The 17,374-nt window shown below is 33.4% G+C and carries 15 protein-coding genes; 8 read left to right on the plus strand and 7 right to left on the minus strand.

What is annotated here, in order from left to right; translation table 11 throughout:
* Nucleotides 1–221: 221 nt before the first annotated feature.
* Nucleotides 222–1,490 carry a glutamate 2,3-aminomutase gene (eam, locus tag NBE98_RS01475; RefSeq protein WP_250811647.1) on the plus strand — a complete coding sequence of 423 codons (1,269 nt, stop codon included), beginning with the start codon at nucleotides 222–224 and terminating at the stop codon, nucleotides 1,488–1,490.
* Nucleotides 1,491–1,534: 44 nt separating this feature from the next.
* On the opposite strand, the gene NBE98_RS01480 is transcribed toward eam, so the two are convergent.
* The 6 genes from NBE98_RS01480 to NBE98_RS01505 all read right to left on the minus strand — a co-directional run bounded on the left by NBE98_RS01480 (nucleotide 1,535) and on the right by NBE98_RS01505 (nucleotide 9,742).
* On the minus strand, nucleotides 1,535–2,674 hold the full coding sequence (locus NBE98_RS01480) for a YheC/YheD family endospore coat-associated protein (protein ID WP_250811649.1): 1,140 nt from the start codon (nucleotides 2,672–2,674) through the stop codon (nucleotides 1,535–1,537).
* A 29-nt stretch (nucleotides 2,675–2,703) separates the two neighbouring features.
* Entirely contained in the window at nucleotides 2,704–3,792 is a 1,089-nt protein-coding gene (locus tag NBE98_RS01485) for a YheC/YheD family endospore coat-associated protein (protein WP_250811651.1), read from the minus strand.
* A 2-nt stretch (nucleotides 3,793–3,794) separates the two neighbouring features.
* On the minus strand, nucleotides 3,795–5,180 hold the full coding sequence (locus NBE98_RS01490) for a YheC/YheD family endospore coat-associated protein (protein ID WP_250811656.1): 1,386 nt from the start codon (nucleotides 5,178–5,180) through the stop codon (nucleotides 3,795–3,797).
* Nucleotides 5,181–5,360: 180 nt separating this feature from the next.
* On the minus strand, nucleotides 5,361–6,779 hold the full coding sequence (locus NBE98_RS01495; protein WP_250811658.1) for a YheC/YheD family endospore coat-associated protein: 1,419 nt from the start codon (nucleotides 6,777–6,779) through the stop codon (nucleotides 5,361–5,363).
* Nucleotides 6,780–6,838: 59 nt separating this feature from the next.
* Nucleotides 6,839–8,320: a YheC/YheD family endospore coat-associated protein gene (locus NBE98_RS01500; RefSeq protein WP_250811660.1), complete on the minus strand. Its 1,482-nt coding sequence runs from the start codon at nucleotides 8,318–8,320 to the stop codon at nucleotides 6,839–6,841.
* Nucleotides 8,321–9,742, minus strand: a complete 1,422-nt coding sequence (locus tag NBE98_RS01505; RefSeq protein WP_250811662.1) for a YheC/YheD family endospore coat-associated protein — start codon at nucleotides 9,740–9,742, stop codon at nucleotides 8,321–8,323.
* A gap of 172 nt (nucleotides 9,743–9,914) precedes the next feature.
* Here NBE98_RS01505 and NBE98_RS01510 point away from each other — a divergent pair, with 172 nt between their 5' ends.
* Genes NBE98_RS01510 through NBE98_RS01520 form a run of 3 tightly spaced genes read left to right on the plus strand, consistent with a single transcriptional unit; the run spans nucleotide 9,915 to nucleotide 12,735 of the window.
* Complete coding sequence (locus NBE98_RS01510) at nucleotides 9,915–11,306, plus strand: YheC/YheD family endospore coat-associated protein (RefSeq protein WP_250811663.1); 1,392 nt, start codon at nucleotides 9,915–9,917, stop codon at nucleotides 11,304–11,306.
* Between the two features lie 48 nt (nucleotides 11,307–11,354).
* Nucleotides 11,355–11,942, plus strand: coding sequence for a hypothetical protein (locus tag NBE98_RS01515; protein ID WP_250811664.1), 588 nt, complete (start codon nucleotides 11,355–11,357; stop codon nucleotides 11,940–11,942).
* 22 nt (nucleotides 11,943–11,964) lie between these two features.
* A complete protein-coding gene (locus NBE98_RS01520; protein ID WP_250811665.1) occupies nucleotides 11,965–12,735 on the plus strand; it encodes a CsxC family protein in 771 nt (256 codons plus the stop codon).
* Between the two features lie 106 nt (nucleotides 12,736–12,841).
* Here the strand turns inward: NBE98_RS01520 and NBE98_RS01525 are convergent, their stop codons facing one another.
* On the minus strand, nucleotides 12,842–14,137 hold the full coding sequence (locus tag NBE98_RS01525) for a S8 family peptidase (RefSeq protein WP_250811666.1): 1,296 nt from the start codon (nucleotides 14,135–14,137) through the stop codon (nucleotides 12,842–12,844).
* Nucleotides 14,138–14,364: 227 nt separating this feature from the next.
* Here NBE98_RS01525 and NBE98_RS01530 point away from each other — a divergent pair, with 227 nt between their 5' ends.
* The 4 genes from NBE98_RS01530 to arsB all read left to right on the plus strand — a co-directional run bounded on the left by NBE98_RS01530 (nucleotide 14,365) and on the right by arsB (nucleotide 17,342).
* Nucleotides 14,365–15,144, plus strand: coding sequence for a CsxC family protein (locus tag NBE98_RS01530; RefSeq protein ID WP_250811669.1), 780 nt, complete (start codon nucleotides 14,365–14,367; stop codon nucleotides 15,142–15,144).
* A 360-nt stretch (nucleotides 15,145–15,504) separates the two neighbouring features.
* The gene (locus NBE98_RS01535; protein ID WP_284703586.1) at nucleotides 15,505–15,846 is read left to right on the plus strand and encodes an ArsR/SmtB family transcription factor; all 342 of its coding nucleotides are present in this window, start codon (nucleotides 15,505–15,507) and stop codon (nucleotides 15,844–15,846) included.
* Complete coding sequence (locus NBE98_RS01540) at nucleotides 15,843–16,274, plus strand: arsenate reductase/protein-tyrosine-phosphatase family protein (RefSeq protein WP_250811673.1); 432 nt, start codon at nucleotides 15,843–15,845, stop codon at nucleotides 16,272–16,274. The genes NBE98_RS01535 and NBE98_RS01540 overlap by 4 nt, the downstream gene beginning before the upstream one ends.
* A gap of 12 nt (nucleotides 16,275–16,286) precedes the next feature.
* Nucleotides 16,287–17,342: an ACR3 family arsenite efflux transporter gene (gene arsB, locus NBE98_RS01545; RefSeq protein WP_250811675.1), complete on the plus strand. Its 1,056-nt coding sequence runs from the start codon at nucleotides 16,287–16,289 to the stop codon at nucleotides 17,340–17,342.
* Nucleotides 17,343–17,374: the final 32 nt, after the last annotated feature.

Here is a 17,374-nt window from a genome sequence, read left to right on the forward strand (position 1 = left end):
GCAAGTTTAAACTTGCAGCCTTATATTTTTTTACTTGATTTCTGATATTGTTAATTCTATCTTATTGATGCTAGCACATCTACTCTCTTTTACTACTTCAATTTTATTTAAGCAAAAAGAACTATGTAATTCCCATTTTTAAAATATTTCATATTATAAATTAATGAAGCATAAATTTTATAAACTGTGATATTTCTAAGCTGCTTAAAGGGGGTAGGGAAGTGAATGGTGAAAGCTATAAAAGAGAAATTGCACTTAAGCGAGCTGAAGAGTTAAGAGCAAAGATAGCAGATTATTGTAAAATTAAAGATAGTATTCTAAGCGGGTTGTCATCTGTTTGGGAAAGAAAGATTGCGGATAAGAAAAGTAAAGTTTTAGGTATACTTAATGCATCAGAAGAACAGTGGAATAATTGGAAGTGGCAAGTAGCAAATAGGATAAGTGATGTAGATTTGCTATCGCAAATAATTGAATTGACTGAGGATGAAGTAGAAGATATTAAAAAGGTTCAGCAAAGATATAGGTGGGGTATTTCTCCTTATTACGCTTCTTTGCTTGATGAGGATAGGCTTAACCCAGCAAGGCTTCAGTGCGTTCCTACAATACTCGAATTGAATGAAGAAGGCATGGCAGATCCTATGGCTGAAGAATATACAAATCCTGCTGGCTGCATAACTAGAAGATATCCAGACAGGCTTATAATAAATGTTACTAATGTTTGTCCGTCGTTTTGCAGGCACTGTCAAAGGAGAAGAAATATTGGTACCATAGATAGACATCAGTGCCGAGAGGATTTAGAAGAATCTATTAGATATATTAGAGATAATTCAGAAATTAGAGATGTTTTAATTACTGGTGGAGATCCTTTAATGCTATCAGATGAAACCTTAGATTGGTTGCTTAGCGAGCTTTTTTCAATAGAAACAATAGATTATGTCAGGATAGGCACCAGGGTGCTTGCAACTATGCCTCAAAGGATTACAGAGAATCTATTGAACATATTTAAAAAGTATTCACCCTTGTACATTAATACCCAGTTTAATCATCCAATTGAAATAACAAGGGAAGCAAAGGCAGCCTGCGACAAGCTTGTTAATATCGGCATACCTTTAGGAAATCAGGCAGTTCTGCTAAATGGAATAAACAACGATAAATATGTAATGAGGCTATTAAATCAGCAGCTACTAAAATGCAGAGTAAGACCCTATTATATTTTTCACGCTAAGCATGTAATTGGAACTACGCATTTTAACACTTCGGTAGATGATGGTATTGAAATAATGGAGTATTTAAGAGGCTATACCTCGGGCATGGCTATACCTGCTTATATTGTAAATGCTCCAAATGGAAATGGAAAAACTCCGATATTACCTCAGTACATTATATCTAGAGGTAAAAATTATATAAAGATAAGAACTTGGGAAGGGAAGATTTTTGATTATCCCAATTATTCTACTGAAAAGTTAGAAAAACTATTAGATAAAAACTAAAATAATAACCCTTTAAATTGATACAAATTTAAAGGGTTATTATTTTATAGTTTCCTACTATTTTGTTTAAGCTCATAAAGGTAATTCAGATAGTAGATAGGCTTTCTAAAGGTATTTCTCCACTTTGGATATTCGCCTTTATTAACACTAGACAATCTTGACTGGCGAAGATTAGCTTCAATAAAATAGAGTTTTCCATCCTTTGTAATACCTAAATCTATACCTATGTCTGCAATTCCTGTAAAGGACTTTTCAATAATTTTACTTATTTGAAGACCAGCGTTTTTTATTTCTTCTATAATTAAGCTTGATTTTTCTTCAAAAAGTTTGCTTATAACATATTCTACCTGCAAGCCTCTGCCACCAGCTGCAATATTAGTTACTACATTCTCAGCTTTTGCAGATCTAATCATCCATCTTGGCGCACTCCAATCCCCAGTTTCGTCCTTTTGCATGCATACTCTTATATCAAAGATACTTCCCTTATAACTTGCTAATGGAATACCTTGTTGAACGATATAAGTCCATTTACCCATTATTGGCCTTAGCTTGATCAATATATCATCTAGTGAACCACTTATAGAATGATTAACTTTTTTTAGCCTATATTCTGCTTTATATTTATTTTCATTTTCTCTCAAAATCCTTATAATACCTAAGCCCAGACTTCTACCAATAGGCTTTAGATATACACAAGGAAATTCTCTTAACATATTGACCAAAGAATTTATACCACTAAACAATACTGTCTTTGGCAAATATTTATTAATTAAGGTATTATTCATTAATATTTTGTGCATTACCCACTTATTTACTCTTGAAATTCTATTTACTATTTCAATATTAGGAAAGGTGTTTAGTAAAGCACTTAGTTTTTTATATTTTGAGGAAGCAGCAGGTACCAAGGCTCTGTTTAGAATCAGGTCTGGTATAGGGAGCCATCGTTCCTTGATTATAATTTTATTATATATATCCATAGAGGGAATATATCCTCTAACCCTACTGTTAGCTATATCTATTCCATTTAAAGTAAAGATATAGGCAAGTGCTCCAATATCATTGCAGGCCTCCAAGTAGTACTTAAATTCACTCTTGTTGAGTTTGTTTATTAGCCTCTTTTCATGATGTACCTCATCTATCAAAATTCCAAGTATTGGCCTTGATTTCTTTTCTATATCAACCATTTCTTTTACTCCTATTATGATTATTTTCTTTACTTTTGAATATTAAATAATTCTTTTGAGTAACTTACAATATTTGTACAGGTTTTGTTAATTAGCTCTTGGTTTCCTGAATAGTATATACATAGCTTAGAAGGCTTGCCATTAATTTCTATCAGCCATATTCTGCCTGAAGAATCTAAAGCAATATCTATGCCTAATTCACCTAAAGCACCATAGGTTTTCTCTAGATAGTTGGATGCAGCAATTATAAGAGAATCTATTTCATTAGATATATCTATAAAATTTAAGAAAATAAGAGGTACAACTTCAGAAAACCTTTTTATTTGACCGCCATTACTAACATTAGTAACTATGCTTTCAGGCAGGGCGAGGCGAATGGACTTATCAACGACCTCCCAATTCATAGACCTATTTTTCTGTACAAGGCATCTAATATCAAAGGGGCAATCATTTAGCCGTGCCAATTCAATTCCTTGTTGAATTATAATTTTTCTTCTAGGCATCTTATCTGAAGTTAACATTGTGTGGACTTTCTCAAGTGGCAGCACATCGGAGTGGTTTTCTTTATTAGTTTGGTACTTAACACAATATAATTCATTGTCAGCCTTTTGTATTTTAAAAATGCTTTTTCCAAGCTTTCCAGAAGAGTCTTTTATATAAATTGATTTATATATACTTAGAAACTCTGATATCTGAAATGGATGAACATATTTCTGAGTTTTTGGTAAATACTTGTGAAACATTGGTTCTTTAGATAATATATTATGAGTTTCCCACTTGTTAAAATAAGATTTGGTATTAATAAAAGGAATATAATAATCCTTTATAAAACGCTCTCGTACAAATTTACCTATAGACTTATCTTTTTCAGTGAAGGTTGCACGATCGTAAATTAAATCTGGGAAAGGGTAGATGTTCATATTCCATACTTTACTTGAAGCGTTATAAGTCAAGCCATTTATTTTTTTATCATACCAATCAATAGATTCTGGCGAAAACACCAGAATATCAACATTTTCTCTAGCGCAAGCCTCACAAAAATGTACTATTTTCCACTGGAGTTCTCCCTTACATAGCCGTTTAAAATATCTCCGGTCAAAAAACATTCCTAAAATCATAATCAAATGCCTCCTGACTCGGTATCAGCAGAGGTAAAACCGCTTAAAAAAACAGCATACTCCAATGGTCTGCAATAGCATCGAGTCATTAACGACTTATCATTAAGCCATTTTAAGCTCACTTTTAATGGCTTCCCATTAACCTCAATAATCCACACCTTTCGATTTATATCAATTGTCATATCTAATCCAAGTTCAACACAATCTCCAAATTCCCGTTCAATTGTTTCTACAACTTCTCGGCCAGTACGTATAACATCTTCATAAATACCATTTTCAGTATATATATCTTCATTAAACGTATCCTGTAGAACGTTTGTAAACTCCGCAACTGCTCCTCCGCTCCGTGGGCTTGTAATAATACTACCGGGAGCACCCATTCGAACTGACATTCCACTTGGCTGCCAAACGCCTTTCCAATTCTTTTGGTATAAAAGCCTAAAGTCAAAAGGATAATCATGATATGAGGCTTTATATATTTCCTGCTGTATTAAATATCCTCCCCCTAAAATAGAATAGTCATTAATAAAATCATCGATATAATCTAAGGTAGATATATATACTATATCATTCTTATCATCTGACCTATGCTCAAGCTTATAACCACCATCTTTAGCTTTGCTAAGTCTGAAAACTCCTTTTCCTTTATAAAGTGCATCTGGTTTTAAATAAACACTAGGATGCCTTAACATCATTCTTTCTATATCTTTACTTGAACGATATATAGACGTTTCAGGAATAGAACCTAACAGACTACTATTTTTACTTAATGTGGTAATAGTCTCTAGTTTACCGAGCTTTGGAAAGGAATTTACAACTTTGTAGCCGCTTCCCAACATATCTCGGAACTTTAATGCAATACCACGTCCATAGCTTCCAAAGCAGCGGTCATAGATTATAGTAGGTAACGGAAGGATACGGCTTATCCACTGTGTGTTCTCAAATAGTTTGGCTTTTACTAATCTTTTTTCCCAATCAATATCACCAAAAGAAAAAAACTCTACTATACCGTATAATTTATCTGCAGCAGATGAAATGCACTCGTAAACGCTATCTGTTCTACCTTCGCTTAAGGCTGCTACTTTTTTAGAGTTTACAAAAACCCCAACTAAAGGCCCTAATTCTATGAAATCATCTCCTGTTTTTAATTGCAGTAAGGTATTAGAAGGAATAAGTATATTAGACGCTAAATCTTTAGACATATATATAGTGTCGAGATTCTCATTCCTATCAATAATAACCTTATTTACATGCTGAAAAAGCGATCCAAATTTAATGTTTATTTGGTTTTCATTAGAGTTTAGACCGTATATTTTTTCTTGATATTGTGTGAGGTAACATGTGTTTTTTAGATCTGATTCACGATAAACTACTTTGATTAGCTCCATATATTTTTATACCTCCAGGAGTATTATGGATTTATCTAACTGCTTAGTACAGGTTTTCTATGGACTGAAGAAAGGATATTTGTATAACACCCATAAATCCATAGTTTAATATATGAAACAAATATAACCTTGGTTATTAAAGCAGTGATTTTATCTAGCTATTTTATTACTTTAATATATCTAAACTTCATTTGTGCCTGTTAGAAACTTGGCATACTTAAATATTCCGATAGCTTGTGGCAGTATTTTCTTGTGTTTCATAGAACCTTTGTATAATTGAACTATTACTTTTTTTGTTCGCCTTCCATTTATATCTACTGAAAAAGGGCTAAGTCTCTTTCCTGGAGTTATATTAGCTTCAATAAACCATATTTTCCCGTGGATATCAACACCTATGTCAACACCTAACTCACCGTAAGGACCAAATTCCTTTTCAAGACAGCTTACTAGTTTTATACTTGTATCATCTAAGTCTTTAGGACTAGGAAGATTTACAGATTCGTATTGCCGCTTTAATTTTGGGTATAACTGTTCATAGAAGCCATAAACTCCTCCAGCATGAATATTAGTTAGCAAAAAATTTCCTTTAGCAATTCGTGCACCTTTGAAAATAGATTCCCAGTTACCAGTTTCATTTTTCATAAGAAACATTCGTATATCAAGACTACGTCCGTTATAGGTTAGTAGCCTTAATCCCTGTTGAATTATAAATTTCTTATTACGAACAAACTTAGATATAAAACTCCTTAGTTCATCTAAACTGTCTATTATGAGTTCTTTAGCACCTCGTTTATAATAGTTAAGCTTATATTTTAATTCAAGCTTTTCTATTGATAGAACTTCGCTGCCTTGTGTTCCATAGAAGGATTTTAGAAACATTAAATTATTTTTGTCTAACATACTAAGTACATCTTCAAAGCATGTGTAGATAATAGTCTCTGGTAAATGTTCTTTTGCTTCGGGGTATTTAGAAAGAGCCTCATAGGAGCTCCATTTACCAAGTGGATTGGGGCTATTTATTAGTTTTATATCGGGATTTGATCTGAATTTATTCCTAATGCTTATTACAGCTGTTCTTTCTTTTCTTATACGATTTGTAGCTCTATCATAGGAAATATTTGGAAAGGGAAGCCAACAACAAGCATAACTTTTTAATCCTGGAATATACGTCAATCCTTTAATCCTGTTTCCTAACCAATCAATATCATAGGCTGAGAAAAAATAGCCAGTACAATTTTCAGATATTGCAGCGCGAATGTGTTGTTTTACAAAATAGCCTGTACTATTTTTAAAGCGGTTCATTCTTCGTTCATTGACAAATATACCAACTACAGGGCCTAAAAATAAGTTGTTGCTAACTTTCCATATATTAAGCTTTATATCTTCAATGAGATGAAGGCTATTAAATATATTTTCAGATAAATATATGTTTTCTTCTTCAGTATCGGACAAAGTTATTGATAAGGTTTCTTTTGATAAACCAAAGTTAATGCAATATGGTTCTTCAGTAGACATTTCAAGCTTGTCAAATATGCTTTTAGGAATTATACATAAATTTTCATTATTATTAAAAGAAAGTTTTTTTACACAAACTTTCATAGTTTCACCCCTTTATTTACTGCTACCTTTTCAGTAATATATTATGCTGAGGTGTGTGATTAGTGATGACTGAAATTAACTTGGCTGCTATTAATACCTGAGAGAAATTTACCATATTTGAAAATAGCAAGCGCTTGAGGTAATACCGTATCATTTTTCATAGTGCCTTCGTATAAACTATTTATAACTTCAACAAGGGGGTTTCCATTTATATCTACTGATTTAGGACTAACCTTTTTAGATGGTTTAGAGTTTGCTTCAAGCATCCAAATTCGGCCATTAACATCAATTCCAATATCGAAGCCTATCTCTCCAAAACTTCCTAACTCTTGTTCTAAATAATGTGCAAGCAGAATTGTTACTTTACTCAATTTTTTAGTACTGGGGACTTCAATAAGGCCATGTTGTTCTTTTAGCAATGGGTATAATTGCTCATACGCAGCATAAGTACCTCCTGCATTAGCATTAGTTAGCTTAAAATTCCCTTTTGAAACACGCGCACCATTAAACACAGACTCCCAAACTCCCAGTTCATTCTTTACAATATACATGCGTATATCCATATTGCATCCATTAAAGGTTAGCAGCCTTATACCGTGCTGAATAATAAAATGTTTATTGCCTACAAATTTTGTAGTAAACTTGCAAACCTCATCTAAATCATCCAAAAATAATTCTCTTTGTCTGCGTTTAAAATAGCTAAGTTTATATCTGTTATCCACTCTTTCTAACGAAAAAACCTCTTTTCCACCACAGCCATATTGAGATTTCATAAATATAAAGTTATATTTATTTATCATGTAAATAACATCTTCGAAGCTGCTATAGGCAATTGTTTCAGGAAGATACTCTTTTGGTTCTTCATACTTTGCAAGAACCTTATATGCCTCCCATTTTCCAATCATGTTCAAGTTGTTTATAAATTTTGCATCCGAAAAAGTTTTAAATTTTTCCCTTGCTCGCATAATTGCACAGCCTTTTCTTTTATTATCACCAACTACTCTGTCATATAAGACATTTGGCAGGGGAAGCCAGCAATAATCACATTTGTTTAAATCGGGGATATAGGTAAAACCTTTTATTCTTTTATTTATCCAATCAATATGCCTTGATGAAAATAAATAGCCGATACAATTTTCAACTTGGCTAGCTTTAATATGCTCCTTTATAAATGGACTTAGTTTACTTGAATCTGTATTATTTTTGCCTATAGGAAAGAGGATTCCAACTACAGGCCCTATATAAATATCTTCATCACTTTTCCATATATTAAGATTTAGATTTTCTAAGAGAGATAGTTTGTTAAATAAGTTTTCTGATAAGTATATATTTTTATTTTCATCCTTAGAAGGCTGTATAAGAGTATCTTGTGTTACTAAGCCAACGTGAACAGTATACAATTTATGCTCAGTGAGTTTTAGTTTATAAAATATACTGTTAGAAATGATGCACAAATTGGAATCAGTATCACCAGAAAGCCGTTTGATGCATACTACCACATTTTTCACCTCAAAATTATTGTAACTTAAAAATTTATTCATTTACTCTTCATATGTGCCTGAAAGAAACTTGGCATATTTAAATATTCCAAGTGCTTGAGGCTGAATATTTTCATTATTCATAGTTCCTGTGTAAAATTTTGGTACCAGCTTAACCCAAGGGCTTCCGTTAATATCCAATATATCATGTTCTAATTCCTTATCCGGCTTAGAATTAGCTTCAATTAACCACACGGCTCCATCTAAATCAATTCCAATATCAAGTCCTATCTCTCCAAACTTACCCATTTTCTTTTCAATATAGGATGCAAGCATAGTAGAAATCAAATTAAGTTTTTCAGGGCTAGGTATTCTGGTAAGCTCATAATGCTCTACCAACTCATCGTATATTTGTTCATACATAGCGTATACGCCACCGGCATGAGTATTAGTCATCCTAAAATCTTGCTTTGCTATACGCGCTCCTTTAAAAATGGACTCCCAGCTGCCAAACTGATTTTTCATAACAAATATTCGTATATCCATATTAGATCCCTTATATTTTAGTAAATTTATACCTCTCTGAATGATAAATTTTTTGTTACTCACAAATTTTGTAACTAGTTCCTGCACTTCATTTATATTATTTGAAATAATCTCCTGTGGCCCCCTATGATAATAATTGAGTTTGTATTTGTCGCAAGCCTTCTCTATGGAAAGAACTTCTCTACCGCCGAACCCATAACAGGATTTTATGAATATAAGATTATTTTTATTTAGCATGCGTATAGCATCATTAAAGCTAGAGTAAATAATTGTTTCAGGTAAATAGTCTTTTGTTTTTGTATACTTTACAAGTGCTTCATATGTTTCAAGTTTTCCCAGCACATTCAAACTATTTATTAGTTTTACACCTGGTGTGTTTTTAAACTTTCTTCTAGTTCTAGCGATTAAGGAATTTCTATTCCTATTAATAGATGATATTCTATCATACAAGATATTAGGTAAAGGCAGCCAGTAAGTATCACACTTCTTTAGTTCAGGCGTATAGACAATTCCCTTAACTCTTTTGTTTTTCCAATCAATATCAAGTGGGGAAAAATAGTAACATATACAATTCTCCGACAAGCTGGCATTAGTATGCTCTACTGCAAAATAATTAAAGCTCCCTTTTAATAATGATCTTATATATTCTCTATGAAAGAGTATCCCAATAACAGGTCCTAGATAGATACTTGTATCTTTCCGCCAGATATTCGTTGCAGCACCCTGAAAAAGGTTTAATGAGTTAAGTAAACCCTCAGAAACATACATAATGTTATCATCAGTTTCTAAAAAGCCTATTGAACAGGTTGATATTGAGAGTCCAAAGTGAAAAGTATATATGGTTTCTGTAGATAAATTTAAGGAATTAAATATATTCCTAGGTAGTAGACAGGTATTTAAATGTGTATTTATAGAGAGTTTTTTAGTGATAACATGCACAATATTCGCCTCCAATATAGCTAGTACCATTTTCTAGTACTATATTATTCCGAAAGATCTATATAGTGATAGTTACTATCAGAATTTTATTGTGGTTCAGTATAATCAGTAACACTATGAAATTTATACCATATATTGAATTAGAATATACTAAGTTTCCGGGGGAAGCTAATTGGTTAATAGAATTAAGATAACTTATGTTGACTCTCAGGATATACAATCATGTTACTTAACGAAAGAACAAGCCTATAAATATAACCTAGAGGATAGAAATGAATACGTTATTATAAATATAGGAATATGCAGTATTAAGTTAAAAAAGCACATATTAAGAGATACTGAAAAAGGGATAGAAACACTCTGCTTATCCAGCGATATTAAAGAAAAATTATATATAGATGAAGGAACCATAATGCAAATTTCAGCTGCTGAGGATGGAATATTAGAGATAGGACCATATATAGGTATATTTATTAACCAGTCTAAAATTGAAATGCTGACAGAAGGCAATGAGATATATGAATATACTTGGTTTGATAAAACTTCCAAACACTTATATGGTTATAGCTATTTTTTCTCTATTGAAGGTATTGATTGGGATAAGTGTCTAATTAAAGGGGTAGTAAATATAAACGGCAGGTGGATTTTTAAAACATGTTTATTTCCTAAGGTTATTTATGATAGGAATGTAGAAAATAACAGCCGCATTGAAAGCTTTGAGCTTCGCGAAAGATTATGCGGCAGATGTAAAATTATAAACAGTATTGCTAAACTAACTAAACTATCTACAATAAAAGTATTAGAAAAAAATGAGAAGTTAGTTAATCTTATACCTCAAACTGTAAAATGCAATTCATGTAAAGATATAGAGCGGGTTATGGAAAGTTACCGTAGTGTTTATCTAAAGCCAGATAGCCTTAGCAAGGGAAAAGGTGTGTACAAGATTACTAAAAAATCTGATAACCATTATAAAGTAGAATATAGGACAGCAGAGAGAAATCACGTGGTTACATTAAATGATATTGAGGAAATAGATATACTGTTAGAGCAGTACAGCGAGAATGGCGGGGGATATATTATACAAAAGGAAATAAACAAAGCTTTGTTTAGAGGAAATACCTTCGATTTAAGGGTTCTGTTTCAAAAGGACTACAGCGGCACTTGGAAGCTTAGTGGCATAGCCGCTCGTATTGCAGCTGAAGGAAGTATAATAACAAGTCCAAGAAGCGGCGGAGTAGTTGAAGATTTTTCAATTATCCTAAAGGAAGTGTTTGGACAAGAGCCTTCTTCAAAAGGAGGAATATATGAAAGACTTGTTTATTTCGGTAGAGAAATTTGCAGCTCTATAGAAAAGGCGTTTGGAGATTGTGTTGAACTGGGACTTGATATGGCTATAGATATAAATCATAAAATATGGATTATTGAAGTAAATGGAAAACCGTTAATGGTTAGCTTGAAGCGCTTAAACAATCCTGAAATTATGGCTAGGTGCCTAAGGAGGCCAATTGAGTATGCTGCAAGCCTTACAAACTTTGCTTCCTGGGATACAAGTAATAAATATTAAACCAAGTTTACTTGATAAATGAGGGAAAATAAGGAGGATAGATAAACTATGGACAATACACATGAAGACAGTTTTCAGTATGGAAAAGTATATTACTTTGACAAGTCTGGAATGCCAATTGATGAACATGATGCACACACGGTGCATCATGGCTGCAAAACCTTTATAGAAACCTGCTGCCGTCTGCACGTTCCGAGAGGCTTCAAGCTCGCAAAGTGCACACCAGGAATGTGTTTTAACCTAGCAGGGTTGACCTGTCTTAAAAACCCAATAGTACAAAAGGTGAAGTTGCCAGCCTGTGAGTGTGAGCATCCTAGAAAGTGTGATGTAGTAGCAGGCTATGAGATAAGGGCAGTGGGTGACATTAATTTCTCTGTAAGCATCCCTATCAAGCCTATAAGAGGTTATTGTTTCCCTAAAAGTTCCTATGTCTCAAGTTCAGCTACAGTGCCAGTAAATAAAGTCATATCTCATACCTGCTGCCCAAAGCCATGCTCCTGCAGTGAGCCTTGCATAGATTGGACTTACTCCTGGTTCTGTGCTTCGGTGGTTGAGGATGAATGTGGTTGTTATATACAAGTGAAGATTGGAGTTGTTTTAGAATATACAGGAAGCTGTGAATGTGATGAAGAGTAAGTACAAATAAGGAGGCCTTTACATGGATAACAAAAAAATAAACCAAGCAAGCAGTATTAAACAAAATAACTGCGAATGCAGCAATGATAAAGAGGAATGCAAGGGTGAAGTTATTGATTCCTATACAATTAACGAATGCATAAGTACATCTTCTGAAAAATTCCCACACTATAAGGTACCAGTTATTATCTCAGAGTTTACAGCACAGATTGACTTAGAATCGAGGATTAAGCTGTGTGAACCGGCGATTGAAATTAAGAGAATTAAAAAGAATGTATTTTTAACTCAATGCAGGCTTGTTGCTGGAACAAGAAAGGTTTTTATAAGTGGATATGTTAGAAAAAATATTGAGTATGCCACAATGAACTGCTATAATAACTCGGCAATATGTGGAGATATAAAGCATACAACAGTTCATGTACCTTTCAAGTGTGTAACTGAAATTATGAAGATGAGAGAACCAGAAATTCATCCTAATGAGCCTTCTAAAATGTTGAATTATTATGATGAAAATAATATGGGAAGCAGTATGAAGGAAATTGATATGTTTAGCGAGGAAATTTTCAATGAAAAGGTATATTGTGAGCTTGTAAGTGCAAAAATTTATGAAGCTGATATAATAGAAGATTGTAAAAATATAAGCTCTGCTCTGAGGGAGCATACATTCCAAAACTTTATTGAAAAAGAAGTAATATATCTGACAATAAAGCTTCTGCAAAACCAGCAAATTTGTGAAGAAAGAGAGCCAAAGTGCCCAAGCTACTATGATTGGATGGAACAGCAGGAGTGTTAGAAGTTTATATCTCATAAACTAATTTATAGGTAATTGGTTAATAGTGCAAAAGAACCTCATTTAGCTTTATTAAGATTAATTGTAAAGCTAAATGAGGCTCTTTTTCTTATAGATGATTTACAGCTTTACTTGCATCAACTAAACCTTTTCCTTGAATATTTTCGTTTAGATTAGGAAGAGGAGTGGAAGTTGATTTTAATAGGTTTTTCACTTCTAGGGGAGTTAGTGATTTTTTAGCTTCAAGCATTAATGCAACTATTCCAGCGCAAACTGGAGTAGCCATTGAGGTTCCTGAAAGTGATATATATCCAGTGCCAACTCTTGAACTTTTGTTTTGCTTGTCTAAAGTTGAGTTAGGTGAGCGCAGGGAAATTATATTTGTACCAGGGCATATAACATCTGGTTTTATAAGATTATCTATAGTTGGTCCGCGGCTTGAAAACTCCGCAATTTTATAATCATTAGGGCTTAATGAATTGTTGTCATTCATAGCTCCTACAGTAATAACTATAGGGTCTATTCCAGGAGAAGATATTGTTCTAGCCTCTGGTCCTTCATTACCGGCAGCAACGCAAACAACTATGCCATTTTTCCACGCTTTTTCTACAGCTGCACATACAGGGTCTTCATTTGAAGGCTGTGTTGCAGAGCTTCCTAAAGACATGTTTATTACTCTAATGTTATAAATGTTCTTGTTATCTATACACCATTGAACCCCTTGAATAACTGTTGAAAGTGAACCGGAGCCAGACTTATTTAGTACTTTTACACCTATGATATTAGCTCCAGGAGCAGTACCTTTATAAAGACCGTTGGAAAGATTTCCGTCAGAAGCTATATCTCCAGCAACATGGGTACCATGTCCATTATCATCGTACGGAGAGGTTTTATTGCCGACGAAATCTTTGAATCCGATAATTCTGCCTAAAAGATCATCATGGAGATATACTCCTGTATCGATTACTGCAACGCCTATACCTTTGCCTGTGACACCTTCAGCGTTCCATACAGTAGTAGCCTTAACAGCTTTAGAGGCTACATCTAGAACGGTCTTTACTGTACCATCATACCAAACTTTTTTAACAGAATTATTTTTTATTATTTTTTCCAATGTTTTTGCATTTACCTTTGTAGAGAAGGAATTAATTAAAGGTAGCTCGCAATTTACCTTGCAGCCAGAAACTTTAGCAGTAGAGCTTAAACAAGTATTAAACTCCTGTTTAGAATCCATTTGAACTATAACACTGAGTTTTTTAAAGCGTTGACGGGCTCCCTTAAAATACTTTTGAAGGAAGCAGGGAATAAATCTAAAGGGCCTGTACCACTCTAGCGCTTGATTTCTTAGGGTTGGACAAAATTTGTTTAAATTTGAACGTATCCAGTTTACTTCTTGAAACAACATAAAAAAACACCTCCGCTTGTCCTAATTTATCTTATTCAAGGAGGCTTTATATGTGATAAAGCATTGAAAAGAATGTAAGTTTTAGAGGTGGCACTATCTAAAAATTTTCATACTATAACATTGAGGGAATAATCAAGATTTATAGAACTGAAGATTAAACATAAAGGAAATGTGTACTTAGCTTGTTGAAGGTAACAAGCAAATTTTAGAAATTAGGAGGCTTTTATATGGATTACAAAGAAATGAACAAAGGAAAATATGGTTATCAAAGCGAGTGTAAATGTAATGACAAAGGACACAGTAAGGAAAAAGAATGCAAAGGAGCTGTTATTGATTCCTACACATTAAGTGAATGCTCCAATACCTGCCCACAGAACTATCCAAACTATAAGGTTCCAGTTGTTCTTTCAGAATTTACAGTACAAATTGACACAGAATCAAAGATTAGACTATGTGAACCAGCAATTGATATTAAAAGGATTAAAAAGAATGTATTTTTAACTCAGTGCAGATTTATTCCGGGAACCTGTAAGGTTTTTATCAGTGGCTACGTTAGAAAGAATATTGAGTACTCCACAATGGACTGCTACAACAACTCTGGAATTTGCGGAGACATAAAACACACAACTGTTCATGTGCCTTTCCAATGCATGACTGAGTTAAAGGGTATGAGAAACCCACAGTTTGAATACAATCCGCCAACTGAAGAATTGTTTTATTTAGATGACAAATGTATGGGCAGAAACATGAAGGAAGTTGACATGCACAGCGAAGAACACTTCAACGAAAAGGTGTACTGCGAGCTTGTTCATGCAAGCATTTATGAAGCAGATATCGTACATGAATGTGAAAAGCTTGGTTGCATGACAAATGAAATTGTATTCCAAAGCTTTATTGAAAAGGAAGTTCTTTATCTAACTATTAAGCTTCTTCAGAATCAACAGATTTACAAGGAGTATCATCCAAAATATCCATGCTATGATGACCATGGGAAAGACTGCTTATAAAAATTAAGAAGGCCAGGATTAGTGATAATCCTGGCTTTACTTTGTCAACATAAAGCATGTTTTTATTAATTATAATAGATGTGAAAAGTTAACTTTTTATATTGTTAACTTCTTATATTCTTATATTTATAAAAAGTTAACTTTGTTATTAGTTAAATTTTTTTAGGTATAAGTTTAAAGTATTGGTATATATAGGATATCGTATATATAGGTACTAATATATCAATGCTATAAGTATTATATATTGACAGTTATTATAAATGAAACTACAATATATATAGATGAGTATCTATATATATTCATATAAGATAACTTAGGAAGATGAAGTGTTAAATAAATAACTACAAATGTGGAGGGTATATGAAACTGAACTACGAAGAGCAAGCTAAAGTTATTAAAGCACTATCAGACCCAAGCAGGCTGAAAATAATAGACATATTATCATGTGGAGAGAGATGTGCCTGTGACATATTGGAACACTTTGATTTTACGCAGCCAACACTTTCACATCATATGAAGGTTTTAGGTGATTGCGGTCTAGTTAATTCAAGAAAAGAAGGGCAGTGGAATCACTATTCCCTTAATATGAAGAACTGCAACAACCTCATAATATTTCTTATGAATATCCTTACGGATACTGATGATTGTATCTGCAAAGATAAATTAAGCTGTGATTGTGATAAGGAGGAAGCAAAACAATGAAACCAAAAGTAGCTTTTATATGTGTACACAACTCTTGCAGATCTCAAATGGCTGAAGCATTAGGAAAGCTATTTGCCTCAGAGGTTTTTGAGTCATATTCTGCAGGCACAGAGCTAAGGCCACATATAAATCAGGATGCAGTAAAAATTATTAAAGATTTATACAAAGTGGATATGAACGAAACACAAAAATCAAAGCTTTTAAATGATATTCCAGATGTAGACGTAGTTGTGAAGATGGGTTGTAATGTATCCTGTCCATTTCTTCCTTCAAAGCACATGGAGGATTGGGGCTTAGATGACCCATCAGGGAGAAATGATGAAGAGTTTATAAAAACTGCAAAGACAATAGAGGAAAAAATAAAGGACCTTGCAAGAAGAATCCAAAATAATGAAATTGATTTAACTGTAAAAAGAGATATTAGATAGGGGGAAAGTAGTATGTCAGCAGAAAATAAACAGGAAGGAAAAGGACTAGGGGTTTTTGAAAGATATCTTACAATATGGGTAGCGCTGTGTATAGTTGCAGGAATACTTATTGGTCAAATCCTGCCAGTCATTCCAAAGACACTTAGCAAGTTTGAGTATTATAATGTATCAATACCTGTTGCAATACTTATTTGGCTTATGATTTATCCAATGATGCTTAAGATAGATTTTTCCAGCATTGTTAGAGCAACAAAGAAGCCTAAGGGGTTAATAGTAACCTGTGTTACAAATTGGGTTATAAAGCCTTTTACAATGTATCTTATAGCAGCCTTCTTCTTTAAGGTTGTGTTTAAAGCTTTTATACCAGAAAACTTAGCAACAGACTATTTAGCAGGAGCAGTGCTTTTAGGAGCGGCGCCATGTACAGCAATGGTTTTTGTATGGAGCTATTTAACTAAAGGAGATGCAGCATATACTTTAGTTCAAGTTGCAGTAAATGATTTAATCATATTAATAGCATTTACGCCCATAGTAGCATTTTTGCTTGGAGTTAGTGATGTTCCTCTATCCTATGGCACGCTTATACTGTCAACTGTATTGTTTGTCGTAATACCTTTAGTCTCTGGTTTTATAACTAGGAGTACTATTATAAAAAACAGAGGTGTGGACTACTTTAATAATGTGTTCTTAAAGAAATTTGACCATATAACAATAGTGGGTTTATTACTAACTTTGGTTATTATATTCTCCTTCCAGGGGGATATAATACTTAATAATCCATTACACATTCTTTTAATAGCAATACCTTTAACAATACAAACCTTCTTTATATTCTTCCTGGCATATAGCTGGTCTAGAGCTTGGAAGCTTCCACATGCTATTGCTGCACCAGCTGGAATGATAGGTGCAAGCAATTTCTTTGAATTGGCTGTTGCTGTTGCCATAGCACTATTTGGACTAAAATCCGGAGCAGCTCTTGCTACTGTTGTTGGAGTGTTAGTAGAAGTTCCTGTAATGCTTACTTTAGTTAGGATAGCAAATAGAACAAGGAATTGGTTTCCAGGCTAGACAGTATAGGATTAATAAGTAGTTTAAGGAGA

This window comes from Clostridium swellfunianum (assembly GCF_023656515.1).
Classification (GTDB): domain Bacteria; phylum Bacillota; class Clostridia; order Clostridiales; family Clostridiaceae; genus Clostridium_AT; species Clostridium_AT swellfunianum.